Source organism: Lutaonella thermophila, assembly GCF_055387725.1.
Map to the genome: position 1 here is coordinate 1460701 of NZ_AP043783.1, position 17103 is coordinate 1477803.

Consider the following 17103-nt stretch of genomic DNA (forward strand, 5'->3'; position numbering starts at 1 on the left):
AAACTATCAATAAATCTTATAGTTAAAAAGCATAAACTTAGCAGTATTTTTACAGTATAATAATAAATGCTAAATAATATACAAATGAAAACAAACAGCTTAGGACTTAGTATAGAGAAATCTAAACATATAAGTGGTTTATTAAATAAATTACTTGCTAACTTTCAAGTTTATTACCAAAACTTAAGAGGAATACACTGGAACATTAAAGGAAAGCGCTTTTTTGAACTTCATTTAAAGTTTGAAGAGCTTTATACCGATGCAAATGTAAAGGTAGATATGATTGCAGAACGTATTTTAACGTTAGGAGACACTCCTTTACATACATTTACAGAATATGCCAAAACCGCAACAGTACCTGTTGGGAAAAATGTGGTAAACGATGAAGAGTCTGTAAGGTTAATTTTAGCTTCGTTAAAAGAGTTATTACTAATTGAACGCGAAATACTTGAAGCAAGTGATGAAGCTAATGATGAAGGTACAAATGCCATGATGAGCGATTTCATTACCGAGCAAGAGAAAACAATCTGGATGATGAAAGCATGGTTAAACGAAAGTATTTAATAAAAAAGGGATGTATTAACATCCCTTTTTTTACTTTAAAACCGTATCGTAAAATTTAGATTAGTGTTTTTTACCTTAAATTTAGCAGAGCTAAATAAAGGTGGCCCCATACTCATATCGTTGTTAGAGGTACCATAACTCTCAATAGGCATACCTGAAGCTTCAAAATCCATCTGATTATTTTCGTTTTCATCATGTAATGCTAAAATGGCATACGTACCTTCAGGAACATCTTTAAACTCTACGGTTGCAACACCGTTATCAATAGTGGTTTTAGCATTCATAATTCCCGGGCCTTTTAAAAACGTTTCTTCAGTATGTAAAGAAAATATGACCGCACCGTTATTATTTTTAACGTTATTTACAGTAACAGTAATTGTTGCGTTTTCTTGAGCAAAGCCTAAAGCAGAGGCAAGCATAAATGTAAGTGTAATGATTAATGATTTCATGACTTTGTTGTTTGTTTTCATCAAAAGTCTAAATATGATTGTTATTAAAACACTATTTCTTACCCAATTGTAAATTATGCAAGACCAATTGTAAAACATACAGTTAAAGCATATGTTTTTACTACTTTTGGCACGTAAAAATTGTATACATGTTTTTTTATACGTTAGATTTAATCGGAACCTTTGTTTTTGCAATTTCGGGTGTACTAGCAGCTTTGAATAAGAAATTAGACCCGTTTGGAATTTTTATAATTGCATTTGTAACAGCAGTAGGCGGAGGTACTTTAAGAGATATTTTAATAGGAAGAACTCCGGTAGGATGGATGTTTGATTTAAATTACATTTATACTATTGCAGCAGGAGTAGTATTTGCAATATTATTTAGAAGAAAAATTGATTATTTACGTACTTCTTTATTTTTATTTGATACTATCGGACTTGGGGTTTTTACCTTAATTGGAATAGAGCTTGGTGTTAAGGCACAATTGCATCCAATAATTTGTATTGCTTTAGGAGCAATGAGCGCATCGTTTGGTGGCGTTATTCGAGATATACTTTGTAATGAAATTCCTGTAATATTCAGGAAAGAAATTTACGCAACTGCCTGTATTCTGGGTGGGGTTGTTTACTTTGTTTTAGATACACTTGTAGCAGAAAACCTATTGTACATAGCAACAGCAATGGTGGTAATTATTGTTAGGGTTTTAGCTGTTAGGTTTAAGCTTCAGTTGCCTGCTATTCAATAACTTCTGCTTGCATTACAATATTCTGTAAGGGCCACTCGCCATCATCGGTAGGCTGGTTATTTATTTTATCTACCACATCCATCCCTTCAATAACTCTTCCAAAGGCAGTGTATTTTCCATCTAAATGGTACGAGCCCGGTTTGGTTACTACAATAAAAAATTCGTACGGTGAAGCAAGTTTATGTGGGTTATCTATTTCGCTACTAGGCATAGAAACTGTTCCTCTGTGATGTTTATGACCTTTTCTTGTATCGGGTGGCAATAAATACCTTCCAATTTCGCTTCTTTTTCTGGCTGTAGCTTTATTATCTGCATTACCACCTTGTATAATAAAGTTTTTAACTACCCTATGAAAATAAGTCCCGTTAAAGTATCCTTTTTTTGTTAGGTATATAAAATTAGCCCGATGGTAAGGTGTGTTATTAAAAAGTTCTATAACAAAACTGCCAAATTGCGTGGTAATTTTAACCTTATTTTCTTTATGCTTTTGAGCGTATTCGTAAAAGAAAGGGATTGCATTATCTTCTGTTAATTTAAACGGCACAGAATCTTTTTCTTCTTTTTTTAAAACAGTATCTTTTTTAACAACAGCAGTTGTGTCTTTAGTAGCTTTACTTTGGATTGTTTTTTTAGGTTGCTTTGTAGTGCAACCCATCATAAAAAATAGTAGTATTATTGTACAAGTATTTAGAAGCGTTTTTTTATGCACTACGATGATTTTTTAAAATTGATTTCAAAAATAAAAAATCTGCCTTTACCGGGCGAAGAAGCGCATTATAAAATGACTCCAAAAGTGCGCATAAATGAGCTAAAAAGCATAGATGTTGATGCTAAAAAGCCAAAAAAAGCAGGAGTTTTATCGTTGTTTTATCCGTCAGAAGATTATACGGCACATTTACTGCTAACACTCAGAAAATCTTATAAAGGAGTTCATGCCAATCAAATAAGTTTTCCCGGCGGAAAAATAGAAAGAACAGATGCCAGTTTGTTAGATGCTGCATTAAGAGAAACACAAGAAGAGGTGGGAGTAAACCCCAATTTGGTTACAATTATAAAACCGTTAACACAAGTATATATTCCGCCAAGTAATTTTAAAGTGCAGCCTTATATTGGCGTAGCCAAAACTACGCTTAGTTTTACAAAACAAGAGGAAGAGGTAGCAGAACTGGTACAGGTGCCTGTTGTTAATTTTTTAGATGATCAGGCTGTTTTTTACCAAACATTATCTACTTCGTACGCAAAAAATATTAAAGTACCTGCCTTTAACTTAAACGGTTACACGGTTTGGGGAGCTACTGCTATGATGCTAAGTGAAGTTAAAGAGCTATTTAAGCAGGTGCTTTAAGCATACTTTTGTACTTTTGTAGCTCGCCAAAAAAATTAAGTAAACATATGGGTTTATTTAAAAGAAATCCTTTTGGACATATTCTTTTTCTAAAAAAATGGCTAATTAGAATAGCCGGGGTTCTCACACACAGACGTTACAGAGGTTTTAACGAACTAAAAATTGAAGGTTCTGAAGTAATAAAAAACCTACCCGATACAGGTGTTTTGTTTGTTTCTAACCATCAAACTTATTTTGCCGATGTAGTGGCAATGTTTCATGTTTTTAATGCAAGTTTAAGTGGTAGAATAGATAGTATTAAAAATGTTGGGTACTTGTGGAATCCTAAATTAAATATTTATTACGTTGCTGCTAAAGAGACAATGAGCTCTGGTTTATTGCCTAAAATTTTAGCATATGCAGGTTCTATAAATGTAGAGCGTACTTGGCGAGAGGCAGGTAAAGAAGTAAAGCGCCAGGTAAAATTTAGCGACATATCGAACATTGCAAAAGCATTAAATGATGGTTGGGTAATTACATTCCCACAAGGTACTACAAAGCCTTGGAAACCTATCAGAAAAGGTACGGCACACATTATAAAACAATACAAGCCTATTGTTGTACCTATTGTAATAGATGGTTTTAGGCGTTCTTTTGATAAAAAAGGATTGCGAGTAAAGAAAAAAGGTATTCTACAATCTATGGTAATTAAAGAGCCGTTAGATATAGATTATGAAAACGATACAATTGATGATATTGTAGAAAAAATACAGTACGCAATAGAGCAACATCCATCATTTTTAAAAGTAATCCCCGAAGAACAAATAAAAGAAATGCAAGAGCTCAACGAACTCAGAAAGTTTTAAACTTCCATTTGTTTGAGCTCTTGGTAGTTTTTATGTAATCGTTTTAATAATATTCCATAAATTAATCTGTATAATAACCAAATTAAAGCAGCTACTACTACAGAGAAAACAAATACAATACCTATAAAAGCAGCTATAAACATAGATTCTTTACCATTAGCTGCTGCTTTACTTATACCTTCTGCAATTTCGGTATCGTAATTTAGTTGTATTACAGCAACAACTAAACTAGATATTACAAGGTAAATAATATTAAACCATACATATTGTTTAACAGTTTTTCTTGTTTTTATAATGTTTTTCATGAGCGTTTTGGCATCGTCTGTTACCGATATTTTTTTGTAGTTCATAAAAAACATGTATATAAAATAAAATAAGATTAGGTAGCCTACAATCATTAAAGGCAAGTATATGTGGTCTGCATTGTAGCTGTCAAAACGTTTCATTCCCTCTGTGTCTTTTAGTAAATAAGAGAGAATAGACCAAAACGCAAATTCAATAAGACTTATATAGAAAATCCACTTTACGATTGATGATGATTTTTTCCATAACATATTATAGATTTCATCATACGATAGTTTGGGTAAAGTTTTTTCCCTCTTTTTCCAGTCTTTCTTTAAAATATCTAACTCTTCCATATATTTTAGGGATTCAAAATAGTTTTTAATTTCGTTTTAATTCTGTTCATTTTAACTCTGGCGTTAACTTCTGTAATACCTAATGTTTCTGAAATTTCTCGGTAATCTTTATCTTCTAAATACAAAAAAACTAATGCCTTTTCTATATCGCTTAATTGCTTAATTGCTGCGTACAAGAGCTTTAATTGTTGGTCTTGCTCATCATCATAAGGCTCTGAAGATATTTTAAAATTAACCGATTCAAAATCTTGAGTTTTTATACCTCTTTTAGATTTTCTGTAGAGTGTAATAGCCGTATTTAAAGCCACTCTATACATCCAGGTACTAAACTTAGCTTCGCCTCTAAACTTAGGGTAGGCTTTCCAAAGCTGAATAGTTATTTCCTGAAACAAATCATTATGCGCATCTTTATTATTGGTGTAAATACTACACACTTTATGCACTATATTTTGATGTTTTTCTAGTTGGCTTACAAAACTATGTTCTAGTTCTTTATTCAAAACAGTTAGCTTGCTTTAGTAGTAAGTATCAAATATTACAATATTGTTACAGTTTTTAAAATTATTATCCTAAGATTTTTTTTACCCTGTTATTACTTTTATTTTTGTTATTACAAATAGTTTTATATGAACATCCCCAGAACAAGTTTTCCCAGAATTGTTATTATTGGAGGTGGTTTTGCTGGAATTTCTTTAGCCAAGCAATTAGGAAAACAAGATGTACAAGTTGTACTACTCGATAAAAATAATTATCACAATTTTCAGCCTTTATTATACCAAGTTTCTACCGGAGGATTAGAGCCGGACTCTATTGCTTATCCAATCAGAAAAATTTTAAAAGATTATCCTAACTTCTTTTTTAGGCTGGCAAATGTTACAGAAATAGATACTCAAAAAAATAAAGTAGTTACAGATATTGGAGCACTTAAGTTTGATTATTTGGTGATTGCAACCGGCTCTAAAACAAATTTTTACGGAAATGATTCCATAGCCAAAAACAGTATGGCTATGAAAACTATACCACAATCACTTAATTTAAGGAGTTTAATTCTTGAAAATTTTGAAGATGCATTGCTAACAAGCGATTTAAAAGAGCGCGATGCCTTAATGAATTTTGTGATAGTTGGAGGAGGGCCTACGGGAGTAGAACTAGCCGGAGCATTAGCCGAAATTAAAAAAGGTATTTTACCGAAAGATTACCCGGATTTAGATACCAGAAGAGCACAAATTAATTTAGTGCAAAGCGGCGATAGAATTTTAAATGCCATGAGTGAAAAGGCTTCAGAAAAAGCCGAAATGTTTTTAGAAAAATTAGGGGTAAATGTCTGGAAAAATGTTAGAGTATTAAACTACGATGGTAAAATAGCCACTACTAACACCGATCTTGTTTTTGAAACAGCCACCCTTATTTGGGCAGCCGGCGTGAAAGGAGCTACAATTAAAGGAATTGACGCAAAAGATTTATTGGTTAAAGGCAACAGAATAAAGGTAGACCAATACAATAGAGTTATAGGTTTTAATAACATCTTTGCTGTTGGTGATGTTGCTTGTATGCAAACCGAAGCGTTTGAAAATGGCCATCCAATGATGGCTCAGCCTGCTATACAGCAAGGAAAACAATTGGGTAAAAATTTACTCAGACTCATAGAGAACAAGCCGCTAAAGCCATTTGTGTATAAAGACAAAGGTTCTATGGCTACTGTTGGCAGAAACAAAGCTGTTGTAGATTTACCAACGATTAAATTTCAAGGTGTTTTTGCTTGGTTTGTTTGGATGTTTGTTCACCTGTTTTTTTTAATAGGTTTCAGAAACAGAATGGTAGTTTTTGTTAATTGGGTTTATAATTATGTTAGGTTTGATCGTGAAGCCCGTTTAATAATCAGACCGTTTAAACGTAATAAAAGCATTATTCAACCGGAATAATTTTCTTCTCTTTAATAATTCCAAAAGTTATTAAGTATTGTGCTATAGCATAAGTACTTAATATAAAAATGCTTGATAGAGGTATGTTGTAATAAAATTTGTTTATTGCTAAAATAGTATCAGAAAGCATAAAAAATAGGGCCCCGTAAAACACAAGCGTAAAGCTTATTTTATTTACACTTCCTTTTCTTAGGTAAGCTAACAATCCCATGGTTAAAATTACAAGCATGTATATAACTACCGGTACTAGCATATTGGATAAATAATCTTTTAAAACTAAAAATATTAAAGAACCATAAACACTAAATAATATCAGAGGTTTAAGAATGTTTAGCTTTTTATTACGATTTTTTAAAAACAAGAAGCAGTACATAATATGAGCAATTAAAAATGCAACCAGACCCAATATAAAATAGGTTTCAGAAATAGCATCGAACATTAAAAAAGTATCACCCAAAACAGAAAATAGTAGTGCTAAACAAAGTGTAATATAGTTGGGTTTAAAATTGGTTTTAAACAGGTAATACACCAGTAAAGAGCTTACTAAAAGTGGTTTAAAAAAGTAATGTGCATAATGCAATGATGTAAATAAACTTGATGTGATTACTAAACAAGCAATAAGTGTATAAGTAATTGTAAACCAATTGTTTTTCAAAAGAGTATGTTTTTATTCGTTAATATTATAATTTTTTCTTGGATGAAATTTAATTAAAACATCTGCTAAATGCTTTCTATTTACATGTAAATAAACTTCTGTAGTTGTTATACTCTCGTGGCCAAGCATTTGTTGTATGGCTCTCAAATCTGCTCCGTTTTCAAGTAAATGTGTTGCAAAAGAATGTCGTAATGTATGCGGGCTTACACTTTTTTTTATTCCGGCGTTTTCGGTAGCTCTTTTAACAATTTCAAAAATCATAGCTCGCGTGAGTTTTTTGCCCCTTCTGTTTAAAAAAATAAAATCTTCATGTCCTTTTTGTATAGCAATATGATTTCTGATTTCGTTAATATAAATCCCAATATATTTTTGGGTAATACTAGCTATTGGTACAAAACGTTGTTTATTGCCTTTACCAACAACCTTTATAAAACCTTCTTCAAAAAATAAATCAGATAACTTTAAATTAAGTAATTCAGACACTCGTAAGCCACATCCGTATAAAGTTTCTAAAATAGCTCTGTTACGCTCTCCTTCCGGTTTACTTAAATCTACTGCAGCAATAAGGGCATCAACTTCAGGCTTAGATAATGTATCGGGGAGTTTTTTACCAATTTTTGGAGCTTCAATTAATTCTGTAGGATCATCTTGCCTGTAATCTTCAAAAAGTAAATAGTTAAAAAAACTTTTTAATGCAGAGAGCAATCTGGCTTGCGATCTGGCTTTTAGTGTTTTGGCTTGCTCGTAAATAAATTGTTGTAGGGTGGTAGTAGTAATTGTAATTGGATTTTGGGTGATATCATGCTCAGATAAATAAGCTATTAATTTTTTAATATCTCTGGTGTAACTATTTATAGAGTTGGTACTTAAACCACGTTCTATTTTTAAAAAATGCTGGTAATCTTTAAGTGTGTCAATCCACTTCATAATGTAAATATACATTTTAAGCTAACATATTGTTATATAAACCAAAATGTACTTTTAACCGTATATAATTATGAAAGTTTGAAAAAAATCTTTCAATATTTATAAGATTAGTATTGTAATTAATTAAAAATCAAAACATTACGTTATTAGAAAATTATTTATTGCTTTGTTATTAACTATTGGTTTTTGCATTACAACCACAGCACAAAATGCCAATAATGGTCAAACCAGCAAAGGAAATTGGCTTTTAGAAGCTAACACAGGAACATGGGCTACCGGTAACACGTCTTTCTCTTTAACTTCTATAGATGGTAATACAGCATGGTCTATAGGTGCAGAAGCAGGATATTTTGTTGAGGATAATTTAGCTATTAAATTAGGATTGGGATATTCTGATTTAGGTGATTTTTTTGATGGTAGCTTTGTTTATAAAGTGGGAGCCAAGTACTACATTGACAGTCAGTTTCCGGTAGGAGTTGATTTTACAGGAGCTTCTAATGATGGTAACGGAGCAAATTGGTTAGGATTACAAGGAGGTTACGCTATATTTTTAAGCGATAATGTAAGCTTAGAACCTGCAATTAGATATAACTTAACGTTAGATGAAGAAGATGCCGAAAGTGCTTTTCAGGCATTAGTAGGGTTTGTTATCCATTTATAATAGTGTTCTTTTTTACTATATATAAGCCGGTACTATTGCCGGCTTTTTTATTTTTGGTTATATAGTTTGTTATATTTACCAAAACATTCTGCATGAAACTCATAATAATAAACGGTCCAAATTTAAACTTGTTGGGTAAAAGAGAGCCGGAAATTTATGGTAACAATTCTTTTGACTCTTTTTTTTCTGAACTACAATTTAAGTTTAAAGATATTGAGCTTGCTTATTACCAAAGCAATGTAGAAGGAGAGTTAATTAATAAACTTCACGAGGTAGGATTTAATTATGATGGGATTATTTTAAATGCTGCAGCTTACACACACACTTCTGTAGGAATTGGTGATGCGGTAAAAGCTATTAGTGCACCCGTTGTAGAGGTTCATATATCAAACACCTATGCAAGAGAACCTTTTAGGCATAACTCTTATATTGCGCCACATGCCAAAGGAGTTATTATTGGCTTTGGTTTACAAAGCTATGAGCTTGCTATACAAAGTTTTAAAGCATAAAAAAACGCCTAAGAATTTTCTTAGGCGTTTTTACTATTGTGTGTATTATTTTATAAGTGTATAACCTCATCGTATGCATCTGCAACAGCTTCCATAACAGCTTCACTCATTGTAGGATGCGGGTGTACTGCTTTTAAAATTTCGTGTCCGGTAGTTTCTAATTTTCTTGCAACTACAGCTTCAGCAATCATATCGGTTACGCCGGCACCAATCATATGGCAACCTAACCATTCTCCATATTTAGCATCAAAAATCACTTTCACAAATCCATCTGGAGTGCCTCCAGCTTTTGCTTTACCACTCGCAGAAAATGGAAACTTACCAACTTTAATATCGTATCCTTGCTCTTTGGCTTGTTTTTCGGTTAAACCTACCGAAGCAACTTCTGGAGAACAATAAGTACAACCCGGTATGTTACCATAATCTAATGGCTCTACATGCATACCGGCAATTTTTTCTACACATAAAATACCTTCTGCAGAAGCCACGTGTGCTAGGGCAGGACCAGGAGTAACGTCTCCTATGGCATAATATCCGGGAATATTAGTTTGGTAATAATCGTTAACGAGAATTTTGTCTTTATCGGTAGCTATACCAACATCTTCTAATCCGATGTTTTCTATATTGGTTTTAATACCGACTGCAGATAGTACAATGTCTGCTTCTAAAACTTCTTCTCCTTTTTTGGTTTTTACAGTAGCTTTAACACCATCTCCAGAAGTGTCTACTTTAGTTACTTCTGCAGAGGTCATAATTTTTATACCGCTCTTTTTAAAGCTTCTTTCTAACTGTTTAGAAACTTCTTCGTCTTCTACCGGTACAATATTTGGCATAAACTCTACAATGGTAACTTCTGTCCCCATAGAGTTGTAAAAATAGGCAAACTCAACACCAATAGCACCACTACCAACAACAATCATTTTTTTAGGTTGCTCCGGCAGGGTCATTGCTTCACGGTAGCCAATTACTTTTTTACCATCTTGAGGTAAGCTTGGAAGCTCTCTGCTTCTTGCTCCGGTAGCAATAATTATATGGTTTGCACTGTATTCTGTAGTATTTCCGTTTGCATCGGTTACAGCAACTTTTTTGCCGGGTTTTAGTTTACCAAAACCTTCAATAACGTCAATTTTATTTTTTTTCATTAAAAATTGAACGCCTTTACTCATACTTTCTGCAACCCCACGACTTCTTTTTATTACTGCACCAAAATCTTTGTCGGCTTCTTTAACTTGTAAACCGTAGTCTTCGGCATGTTTTAAATATTCGAATACTTGAGCTGATTTTAGTAAGGCTTTAGTGGGAATACACCCCCAGTTTAAACAAACGCCTCCTAAGCTTTCTTTTTCTACCACTGCTGTTTTAAAACCAAGTTGAGAAGCTCTAATAGCTGTTACATAACCACCAGGCCCGCTTCCCAAAACTATTACGTCGTATGCACTCATATTATATTCTGATTTTTGGTGTATTTTTTTAGAGGCACGAAGTTACGCAATAAGTTTTTAAAGCGTAAATTTTTAATGAAATTTAAGTAGTTACCATTATTTTGTTAATGTTTTGGAGGTGATGTTAAGTAATTGTCTGATTCTCCTTTTGGAATTGAAAGTGATTGCCATTGTTCTGCCTTAATTAATTTAGCAATGTATACCATTTGCCCCACATGGTAGGAGTAGTGTGCTAATTGTCTGTTAAAGGCTTCAATTAAGGTGTGGGGTTCTTTTCTAATGTAAATGGTTTCTAATAACTCTTCTTCAGTAGTATTTTTTAATGCATTAAACAAACATTGCCATCCTTCTTCCCAATAAGCAATAACTTCTTCTTTAGTGTTAAACTTATTTATAAATTCTTGATCTCTGTTTCGCCATGGTTTCTCTCCATCTTCAGTTTTAAAATTTGTCCACCGAGAAAGCATATTGCCAGCCATGTGCTTAGCAATAATTGCAATACTGTTATTATGTTCTGTAAACCAAAATAACTCACTTATAGATAACCTGTTAAGAGTAATATCTCCAATATGTTTGTAACGTTTTAACTGTTGAGTAAGACTTGCTAAATAAATTTTTGCTATCAATTTTTAATTGTTTTAGGTTTAAATACTAAAGCTGCAGAATTTATACAGTGCCTTTTGCCGGTTGTATTTTTTGGACCATCATCAAAAACATGTCCTAAATGCCCTCCACATGTTGCACAATGCACTTCGGTTCTGGCGTAACCAATTTTATAATCTACATCATAAGCAACATTACCTTTTATGGCCCTATCAAAAGAAGGCCAACCGGTACCGCTATCATATTTGTGTTCAGATTTATATAGTGGTGTTTTACAGCCAGCGCATAGGTAGGTACCCTGACCTTTAAAATTGTGATATTTGTTAGCAAATGGCGGCTCTGTTCCGGCGCGTCTTAACACATAATAAGACATGTCTGATAATTGCTCACGCCACTCTTTATCGGTTTTAGTTACTTTAAATGCTTTCTTTTTAGTTTGTTTTTCTTGAGCGTTTCCTTGACAATTTATCAAGAATAGTACAGATATAATAAAGAGAATCTTTTTCATTGGTACAGTTTTTATTAAGCACCTATTTTGTCTTAAAGCTACTAAATCCTTACAAAAAATGCCTGCAATTGCAGGCATTTTAGCTTAATGAAATATGTAGTGCGTTTAATTTAAAGAAATAGATTGTATGTTTTGGGCGCTTATATTTAGTGCTCCTAAAACTTGATTCATATTATTAATATCTATGCCTGATGCTGCATCTGCCGGGATAATTGCTACTCTAAATGTTTTGTTATCTGTAAAATCTTCAGGGAGCGAATTAAAATCTACAGTGCCGTCTAAAAATACGTTAACATCAAAGTATGTATGATCAAAAGTGTAAAGCAAAATATCATCACCTAAAAAGAGTGTTTGTGGCAACGGTTCCCAAATATCTGTTCCGTTATCTACCCCTACCAGCGTATAAACCATTACCAAATCGGTATCAAAAACTTCAACAGAATTAGGAAACTGAAAAGACAATAAATAATCATTATTGGCATTAAAAGTTCCGGTAAACTCAAAAACAGATCCTAGAATATTTACACCATCCAATCCGTCAACACCTGGAGGTCCGGGAGGGCCTTGCGGGCCTTCGCATGCTGTTAAAAAAACCGTAGCAACAAGCAAAAGGGTACAAATTTTTTTCATATCAAAAAGGGTTTATGGTTTTATATATTTACAAATGGTATCAATAACCGTTCCATTCCCCAAAATCTTTTTATGTCCAAGTCCCTTTGTGATGTATAGCTCCCCATTTTTTAAATGTTTGTGAATGTTTACAGCCGATGATACCGGAACATCTTTATCGTCTTCATCATGCACAACTAAAACAGGAATAGTAACACTTTTAGCAGCTTCAGAAGCAGAAAAAGCATTCATTTCTTCGCCTATTTTTTTTTGATAATATTCCTGAATTTTTTTTGCAATAATTGGTTTTAACTGAATGGTGTTAACAAAATCACTAACTATATCGCTAACAATATCACCACTTCCAATAATTACTAACTTCTGTAATGATAAACCGCGCTTTATGGCGTTTAATAAAGACATTCCTCCTAACGAGTGCCCAATGGCAGCTGTAAAAGGGCCATAATGTTTTTCCAGAAAAAGAATACTCTCTATAAATTCTCCCATATGGGTTATTTTACCCCGTGCCTTACCATGCGCCGGAGCATCAAAACTTATAGTTTGATAACCAAGCGCTACAAGGGCATCAGCAATTTTTACAAGTTGAGTTCCGCGTCCGCTCCAACCATGTACAAGTAATATTTTTTTAGTACTTGGCTTACCGTATTCGTAAGCCACAATTTCTTTGTTTATACTAGGTATAATAAACCTTTTTTGTACACTTTGCTCGTTCATGTGCCATTCTCTTTGTGGCATAGGATATTTTATGGGAGTAGCAAATATTCTTGCAGCAAATTTTGTAGCCCAATTTAATGATAGGGCTTGTAAAACTTTACCGGTATACAATATGGTTTTTGGGATTTTAAGTTCTTGAATGTACGGTTCTTTACTTGATTTTTTGGGCATTTTTTATATACTATTATTAAAAGCTTAAATTTCTATTACGGTATGCAAACATAAAAATATTGTCTGATTAACCGGATTGTTAAACCGGTTATCTAAGTTTGTACGTAAATATGATAAAGAAATTAAAAACGCATTAAAAGTTTGTATTTTTAAAGTAAAGCTAAAAAACATTGAAAATGAGAAGAATATATTTAGTAGTAACTGTTTTATTAACTGTTTTTTTAATAGAGAGTTGCGCTACCAATCCGTTTACAGGTAAAAAAACAATGGCATTAGTACCAAACTCTCAATTATTACCAACTGCTTTTGAGCAATACAACCAATTTTTAAATGAAAACAAGGTTGTTAATGGTACTGCAGAAGCCGAAATGATTAAGCGTGTTGGAAAGCGTATAGCTACTGCAGCAGAGAGATGGCTAAATGCTAATGGTTATCAAGGGTATTTAAAAGATTACAGATGGGAATTTAATTTGGTAGAAGATAAAGCTGTAAATGCATGGTGTATGCCGGGAGGAAAAATAGTTTTTTATACTGGTATTTTACCTATTACCAAAAACGAAACAGGGGTGGCCGTAGTAATGGGGCACGAAGTAGCACATGCACTTGCAAACCACGGTCAGCAACGTATGAGTGCCGGACTATTACAACAAATAGGAGCTGTAGCCGGGAATTTAGCAATTAAGGACGAAAAATCTAGAAATGCATTTAATCAAGCTTACGGTATAGGTACTACAGTAGGGGGTATCTTACCGTTTAGTAGAAGTCATGAAACCGAAGCTGATAAAATTGGACTGTACTTAATGGCCATTGCCGGATACAACCCAGACGAAGCATATAAATTATGGGAACGAATGAAAGCTGCTTCCGGTGGTCAAGCTCCACCAGAGTTTTTAAGCACGCACCCATCAACAGATTCTAGAATACAAAACTTAAAAGAATTGGCACCAAAGGCTAAAGCCGAAGCTAAGAAATTCGGGATAACATCTTTTAGAGAATAGCTTAAAAAATTTATTGTTACTTTAGAAGCTGCTGTTTTTAACAAGCAGCTTTTTTAATTGTAATAGTTTATGAGAGAAGCATTAGCCAAAGGAAGTAAAAAATTACTAAATGCTTGGGCATTTTATGATTGGGCCAATTCTGTGTATAGTTTGGTAATAGCATCTGCAATATTCCCAATTTATTACGGAGCATTATTTAGAATGGCCGATGTAGAAAAAATAGAAATATTTGGTGGTACCATTGCAAGAGCACCTTTAATAAGTTATGTTACTTCTGCTGCTTTTGTTGTAATAGCATTTATAACCCCGTTGCTTTCCGGAATTGCAGATTATTTAGGTAATAAACGCTTTTTTTTAAAGCTGTTTTGTTATCTGGGAGCACTATCTTGTATAGGGTTGTATTGGTTTACGTTAGAAAGTATTTACGTTGGTCTTTTATTTTATTTCTTGGCCCTTATAGGTTTTTGGGTAAGTTATGCATTTAGCAACTCGTACCTTCCGGATATTGCTTACCCGGAGCAACAAGACAGAATTAGTGCTAAAGGATTTTCTCTTGGGTATATTGGGAGCGTTATTTTATTGCTGGTTAATTTATCGATGGTTTTAAAGCCTGATTTTTATGGAATTACAGATATAGGTGAGCCTGCAGAAATTAAAGCTATGAAGTACTCTTTTATTTCTGTTGGAGTCTGGTGGATGCTATTTAGTCAATACACATTTTACTATTTACCCAAAGGCAATAAACAAGGCAATCCTACTACAAAAGTTTTGCTAAATGGTTTTAGAGAATTAAAATCGGTTTGGCAACAATTAAAAAAACAAACCAAACTTAAACGTTATTTAGCAGCCTTTTTTGTTTACAGTATGGCGGTACAAACTGTAATGTTGGTTGCTACCTATTTTGGAGAAGAAGAAATTGCTTGGGGCTCTGATTCAGAACGCACAATGGGTCTTATTATTAGTATTTTAGTAATTCAGTTAGTAGCTATAGGCGGAGCAACTATTACCGCGAGAGCATCAGAAAAATTTGGTAATATCATAACACTTATAGCAATTAATTTAGTATGGATTAGTATATGTATTTATGCCTACTTTGTTAAAACTCCAACACAATTTTATATAGCTGCAGGATGTGTGGGTATGGTAATGGGGGCTATACAGGCATTGTCCAGATCTACCTATTCTAAATTTTTACCCGAAACTAAAGACACTACATCATTTTTTAGCTTTTTCGAAGTATCAGAAAAAATAGGAATAATTATAGGTACTTTTTTATATGGTTTAGTAGCGCAACTTACCGGAAGCATGAGAAACTCTGTGCTGTTTTTAGGAATATTTTTTATGCTTGGCGTAGTATTGCTTTTTAGAGTAAAAAAGACCGAAAAAGCAGCTTAAAAATTAAGTTACTCGCTTTTTTATGAAGTTAAACGATTAATTTTAACATAGTTAGTAAAAAAATGGGTAAGTTTATGGTCGAGAAAACTATATGAAATGACCACCAAAACCTATTGGTTAAGCTTAATTATTGTAATTGGCTTAACAATTACTTCATGCTCGTCTGATTCTGTAGACGAAGAACTAACCAATCAAACCTTAAAAAAAAGCATTTCTTTTGAAGCTAAACTAAACGGAATACCCTTTAAAGCAGACGAGGTAACAGTAACAATAGATAATAATATTATACATATTGTTGCCAAAAGAATAGAAAATAATCAAACAATATTTTTAACAGTAGCAACAACAGAAGGAAACCATCTTAAATTAGGAGATTCTGATGAGAACCCAAACAATAATGTTGCAGGCTTTTTAGTAGATTCTGAAGGGTTTGTAACCAGTAATGTTAATGCTACAACAGGAGAAGTTAACTTTTTGGTAAACAATAGTAAAGAGCAATTATTTGAGGGAACATTTTTCTTTGCTGCCAGCAATGTAAACAATCAGTACATTACTGTTACAGAAGGTAAGTTTAAGAAAGATTAATAGCACTATAATCCTTCAAAGTGAAAGAAACCGCTTCTAATTTAGAAGCGGTTTCTTAGTTTTTAATATTCTGAAACGTCTCCAGAGCCTGAAACTTTGGCATCTTTGCGTTTTGGGTTTCCCTTGTAAGTTATATCTCCCGAACCCGAAACGCGAGCAACTAACTCATTAGATACATTTACACTAATATCTCCCGAACCCGCAACGGCAGCTTCTACATTTTCGGCTTTTAGATCGAGTGCATAAATATCTCCAGACCCAGAAATTTTGGCGTTAAGAGTATTGGTGTTTCCGTTAAGTTTAATATCCCCTGAACCGGCTACACCTACCTTTACATTTTCTGCATCTATAGCTAACTCAATATCTCCAGACCCAGCCAAACTTGTTTTAAAATTTGAAGCTTTAATAGGAGCTTTGCCAATAACATCTCCTGATCCTGCTAAAGATACGCTGCTTAAGCTTGTAAAAGGTACAGTTACTGTTATTGTTTTATTCCAACTTGGACGTAAATTATAACCTTTTTCTACTTTAATTTTTAGAACGTTATTTTCTACTTCGGTAATTAAATGTTCTAATAAATTTTCTTCTCCTTTAACGGTTATTGTGCCCTCATCACCACTTACTAAAAGTACATCAAAAAAACCTGCCACAGCAACACCGTCATAATCAGGTGTATTTCTGTTTTCTGTAATTACTTTGCCGTTGCCTTTTACTTTCTTTCCTCCCCAAAATTGTGCACTGCTTATGTTTGCTATAAAGAGAGCGATTATTAAAATTGATATTTTTTTCATTTTTA

At 33.3% G+C, this 17103-nt stretch carries 22 protein-coding genes; 10 read left to right on the forward strand and 12 right to left on the reverse strand.

Translation table 11 applies throughout. The features are described 5' to 3' along the window. Nucleotides 1-84: 84 nt before the first annotated feature. On the forward strand, nt 85-564 hold the full coding sequence (locus ACZ5CF_RS06860; protein WP_464578449.1) for a Dps family protein: 480 nt from the start codon (nt 85-87) through the stop codon (nt 562-564). 35 nt (nt 565-599) lie between these two features. Here ACZ5CF_RS06860 and ACZ5CF_RS06865 read toward each other — a convergent pair whose 3' ends face one another. Continuing rightward, nucleotides 600-1013, reverse strand: coding sequence for a DUF2141 domain-containing protein (locus ACZ5CF_RS06865; RefSeq protein ID WP_464578450.1), 414 nt, complete (start codon nt 1011-1013; stop codon nt 600-602). A 149-nt stretch (nt 1014-1162) separates the two neighbouring features. Between ACZ5CF_RS06865 and ACZ5CF_RS06870 the strand changes: the two genes are divergently transcribed. Next, nucleotides 1163-1759: a trimeric intracellular cation channel family protein gene (locus ACZ5CF_RS06870; protein WP_464578452.1), complete on the forward strand. Its 597-nt coding sequence runs from the start codon at nt 1163-1165 to the stop codon at nt 1757-1759. Here the strand turns inward: ACZ5CF_RS06870 and ACZ5CF_RS06875 are convergent. Then, entirely contained in the window at nt 1749-2417 is a 669-nt protein-coding gene (locus tag ACZ5CF_RS06875; RefSeq protein ID WP_464578453.1) for a peptidylprolyl isomerase, read from the reverse strand. The two genes, ACZ5CF_RS06870 and ACZ5CF_RS06875, sit on opposite strands and share 11 nt — an antisense overlap. A gap of 69 nt (nt 2418-2486) precedes the next feature. Between ACZ5CF_RS06875 and ACZ5CF_RS06880 the strand changes: the two genes are divergently transcribed. Both ACZ5CF_RS06880 and ACZ5CF_RS06885 read left to right on the forward strand, forming a co-directional pair. Further along, nucleotides 2487-3104, forward strand: coding sequence for an NUDIX hydrolase (locus ACZ5CF_RS06880; RefSeq protein ID WP_464578455.1), 618 nt, complete (start codon nt 2487-2489; stop codon nt 3102-3104). Nucleotides 3105-3151: 47 nt separating this feature from the next. Further along, complete coding sequence (locus tag ACZ5CF_RS06885; protein WP_464578457.1) at nt 3152-3949, forward strand: lysophospholipid acyltransferase family protein; 798 nt, start codon at nt 3152-3154, stop codon at nt 3947-3949. On the opposite strand, the gene ACZ5CF_RS06890 is transcribed toward ACZ5CF_RS06885, so the two are convergent. Both ACZ5CF_RS06890 and ACZ5CF_RS06895 read right to left on the reverse strand, forming a co-directional pair. Next, nucleotides 3946-4587 carry a hypothetical protein gene (locus ACZ5CF_RS06890; RefSeq protein ID WP_464578458.1) on the reverse strand — a complete coding sequence of 214 codons (642 nt, stop codon included), beginning with the start codon at nt 4585-4587 and terminating at the stop codon, nt 3946-3948. The two genes, ACZ5CF_RS06885 and ACZ5CF_RS06890, sit on opposite strands and share 4 nt — an antisense overlap. Nucleotides 4588-4592: 5 nt before the next feature. Continuing rightward, on the reverse strand, nt 4593-5087 hold the full coding sequence (locus ACZ5CF_RS06895; protein WP_464578459.1) for an RNA polymerase sigma factor: 495 nt from the start codon (nt 5085-5087) through the stop codon (nt 4593-4595). Nucleotides 5088-5213: 126 nt separating this feature from the next. Between ACZ5CF_RS06895 and ACZ5CF_RS06900 the strand changes: the two genes are divergently transcribed. After that, nucleotides 5214-6509 carry an NAD(P)/FAD-dependent oxidoreductase gene (locus ACZ5CF_RS06900; RefSeq protein ID WP_464578460.1) on the forward strand — a complete coding sequence of 432 codons (1296 nt, stop codon included), beginning with the start codon at nt 5214-5216 and terminating at the stop codon, nt 6507-6509. Here the strand turns inward: ACZ5CF_RS06900 and ACZ5CF_RS06905 are convergent. Together ACZ5CF_RS06905 and xerD are read right to left on the reverse strand one after the other, a co-directional pair. Then, nucleotides 6493-7164, reverse strand: coding sequence for a lysoplasmalogenase (locus ACZ5CF_RS06905; protein ID WP_464578462.1), 672 nt, complete (start codon nt 7162-7164; stop codon nt 6493-6495). The two genes, ACZ5CF_RS06900 and ACZ5CF_RS06905, sit on opposite strands and share 17 nt — an antisense overlap. Before the next feature lie 12 nt (nt 7165-7176). After that, entirely contained in the window at nt 7177-8091 is a 915-nt protein-coding gene (gene xerD, locus ACZ5CF_RS06910; RefSeq protein ID WP_464578463.1) for a site-specific tyrosine recombinase XerD, read from the reverse strand. A 166-nt stretch (nt 8092-8257) separates the two neighbouring features. Here xerD and ACZ5CF_RS06915 point away from each other — a divergent pair, with 166 nt between their 5' ends. Then, nucleotides 8258-8752 carry a hypothetical protein gene (locus ACZ5CF_RS06915; RefSeq protein ID WP_464578465.1) on the forward strand — a complete coding sequence of 165 codons (495 nt, stop codon included), beginning with the start codon at nt 8258-8260 and terminating at the stop codon, nt 8750-8752. A gap of 92 nt (nt 8753-8844) precedes the next feature. After that, on the forward strand, nt 8845-9261 hold the full coding sequence (gene aroQ, locus ACZ5CF_RS06920) for a type II 3-dehydroquinate dehydratase (RefSeq protein ID WP_464578466.1): 417 nt from the start codon (nt 8845-8847) through the stop codon (nt 9259-9261). Nucleotides 9262-9311: 50 nt separating this feature from the next. Here aroQ and lpdA read toward each other — a convergent pair whose 3' ends face one another. The 5 genes from lpdA to ACZ5CF_RS06945 form a co-directional block, all read right to left on the reverse strand. Continuing rightward, the gene (lpdA, locus tag ACZ5CF_RS06925) at nt 9312-10703 is read right to left on the reverse strand and encodes a dihydrolipoyl dehydrogenase (RefSeq protein WP_464578467.1); all 1392 of its coding nucleotides are present in this window, start codon (nt 10701-10703) and stop codon (nt 9312-9314) included. Between the two features lie 104 nt (nt 10704-10807). Then, nucleotides 10808-11329 (reverse strand): DUF1572 family protein, encoded by a 522-nt coding sequence (locus ACZ5CF_RS06930; protein WP_464578469.1) that lies wholly within the window; start codon nt 11327-11329, stop codon nt 10808-10810. Further along, nucleotides 11326-11814 carry a peptide-methionine (R)-S-oxide reductase MsrB gene (gene msrB / locus ACZ5CF_RS06935; protein ID WP_464578470.1) on the reverse strand — a complete coding sequence of 163 codons (489 nt, stop codon included), beginning with the start codon at nt 11812-11814 and terminating at the stop codon, nt 11326-11328. The genes ACZ5CF_RS06930 and msrB overlap by 4 nt, the downstream gene beginning before the upstream one ends. Before the next feature lie 105 nt (nt 11815-11919). Next, nucleotides 11920-12444 carry a collagen-like protein gene (locus tag ACZ5CF_RS06940; RefSeq protein ID WP_464578471.1) on the reverse strand — a complete coding sequence of 175 codons (525 nt, stop codon included), beginning with the start codon at nt 12442-12444 and terminating at the stop codon, nt 11920-11922. Between the two features lie 12 nt (nt 12445-12456). Further along, on the reverse strand, nt 12457-13329 hold the full coding sequence (locus ACZ5CF_RS06945) for an alpha/beta fold hydrolase (protein WP_464578473.1): 873 nt from the start codon (nt 13327-13329) through the stop codon (nt 12457-12459). 176 nt (nt 13330-13505) lie between these two features. Here ACZ5CF_RS06945 and ACZ5CF_RS06950 point away from each other — a divergent pair, with 176 nt between their 5' ends. From ACZ5CF_RS06950 to ACZ5CF_RS06960, 3 genes are all read left to right on the forward strand, one after another. Beyond that, nucleotides 13506-14327 (forward strand): M48 family metallopeptidase, encoded by an 822-nt coding sequence (locus ACZ5CF_RS06950; protein WP_464578474.1) that lies wholly within the window; start codon nt 13506-13508, stop codon nt 14325-14327. Nucleotides 14328-14396: 69 nt separating this feature from the next. Then, a complete protein-coding gene (locus ACZ5CF_RS06955) occupies nt 14397-15722 on the forward strand; it encodes an MFS transporter (RefSeq protein ID WP_464578475.1) in 1326 nt (441 codons plus the stop codon). A gap of 96 nt (nt 15723-15818) precedes the next feature. Next, complete coding sequence (locus tag ACZ5CF_RS06960; RefSeq protein WP_464578476.1) at nt 15819-16307, forward strand: DUF6252 domain-containing protein; 489 nt, start codon at nt 15819-15821, stop codon at nt 16305-16307. 62 nt (nt 16308-16369) lie between these two features. Here ACZ5CF_RS06960 and ACZ5CF_RS06965 read toward each other — a convergent pair whose 3' ends face one another. Beyond that, on the reverse strand, nt 16370-17098 hold the full coding sequence (locus ACZ5CF_RS06965; RefSeq protein WP_464578478.1) for a head GIN domain-containing protein: 729 nt from the start codon (nt 17096-17098) through the stop codon (nt 16370-16372). Nucleotides 17099-17103: the final 5 nt, after the last annotated feature.

Excerpts from the sequence above, each read along its gene's own strand:
- ACZ5CF_RS06860 (WP_464578449.1), top strand. The coding sequence starts at position 85 with ATGAAAACAAACAGCTTAGGACTTAGTATAGAGAAATCTAAACATATA.
- ACZ5CF_RS06865 (WP_464578450.1), bottom strand. The coding sequence starts at position 1,013 with ATGAAATCATTAATCATTACACTTACATTTATGCTTGCCTCTGCTTTA.
- ACZ5CF_RS06870 (WP_464578452.1), top strand. The coding sequence starts at position 1,163 with ATGTTTTTTTATACGTTAGATTTAATCGGAACCTTTGTTTTTGCAATT.
- ACZ5CF_RS06875 (WP_464578453.1), bottom strand. The coding sequence starts at position 2,417 with ATGATGGGTTGCACTACAAAGCAACCTAAAAAAACAATCCAAAGTAAA.
- ACZ5CF_RS06885 (WP_464578457.1), top strand. The coding sequence starts at position 3,152 with ATGGGTTTATTTAAAAGAAATCCTTTTGGACATATTCTTTTTCTAAAA.
- ACZ5CF_RS06890 (WP_464578458.1), bottom strand. The coding sequence starts at position 4,587 with ATGGAAGAGTTAGATATTTTAAAGAAAGACTGGAAAAAGAGGGAAAAA.
- ACZ5CF_RS06900 (WP_464578460.1), top strand. The coding sequence starts at position 5,214 with ATGAACATCCCCAGAACAAGTTTTCCCAGAATTGTTATTATTGGAGGT.
- xerD (WP_464578463.1), bottom strand. The coding sequence starts at position 8,091 with ATGAAGTGGATTGACACACTTAAAGATTACCAGCATTTTTTAAAAATA.
- aroQ (WP_464578466.1), top strand. The coding sequence starts at position 8,845 with ATGAAACTCATAATAATAAACGGTCCAAATTTAAACTTGTTGGGTAAA.
- lpdA (WP_464578467.1), bottom strand. The coding sequence starts at position 10,703 with ATGAGTGCATACGACGTAATAGTTTTGGGAAGCGGGCCTGGTGGTTAT.
- msrB (WP_464578470.1), bottom strand. The coding sequence starts at position 11,814 with ATGAAAAAGATTCTCTTTATTATATCTGTACTATTCTTGATAAATTGT.
- ACZ5CF_RS06940 (WP_464578471.1), bottom strand. The coding sequence starts at position 12,444 with ATGAAAAAAATTTGTACCCTTTTGCTTGTTGCTACGGTTTTTTTAACA.
- ACZ5CF_RS06945 (WP_464578473.1), bottom strand. The coding sequence starts at position 13,329 with ATGCCCAAAAAATCAAGTAAAGAACCGTACATTCAAGAACTTAAAATC.
- ACZ5CF_RS06950 (WP_464578474.1), top strand. The coding sequence starts at position 13,506 with ATGAGAAGAATATATTTAGTAGTAACTGTTTTATTAACTGTTTTTTTA.
- ACZ5CF_RS06955 (WP_464578475.1), top strand. The coding sequence starts at position 14,397 with ATGAGAGAAGCATTAGCCAAAGGAAGTAAAAAATTACTAAATGCTTGG.
- ACZ5CF_RS06960 (WP_464578476.1), top strand. The coding sequence starts at position 15,819 with ATGACCACCAAAACCTATTGGTTAAGCTTAATTATTGTAATTGGCTTA.
- ACZ5CF_RS06965 (WP_464578478.1), bottom strand. The coding sequence starts at position 17,098 with ATGAAAAAAATATCAATTTTAATAATCGCTCTCTTTATAGCAAACATA.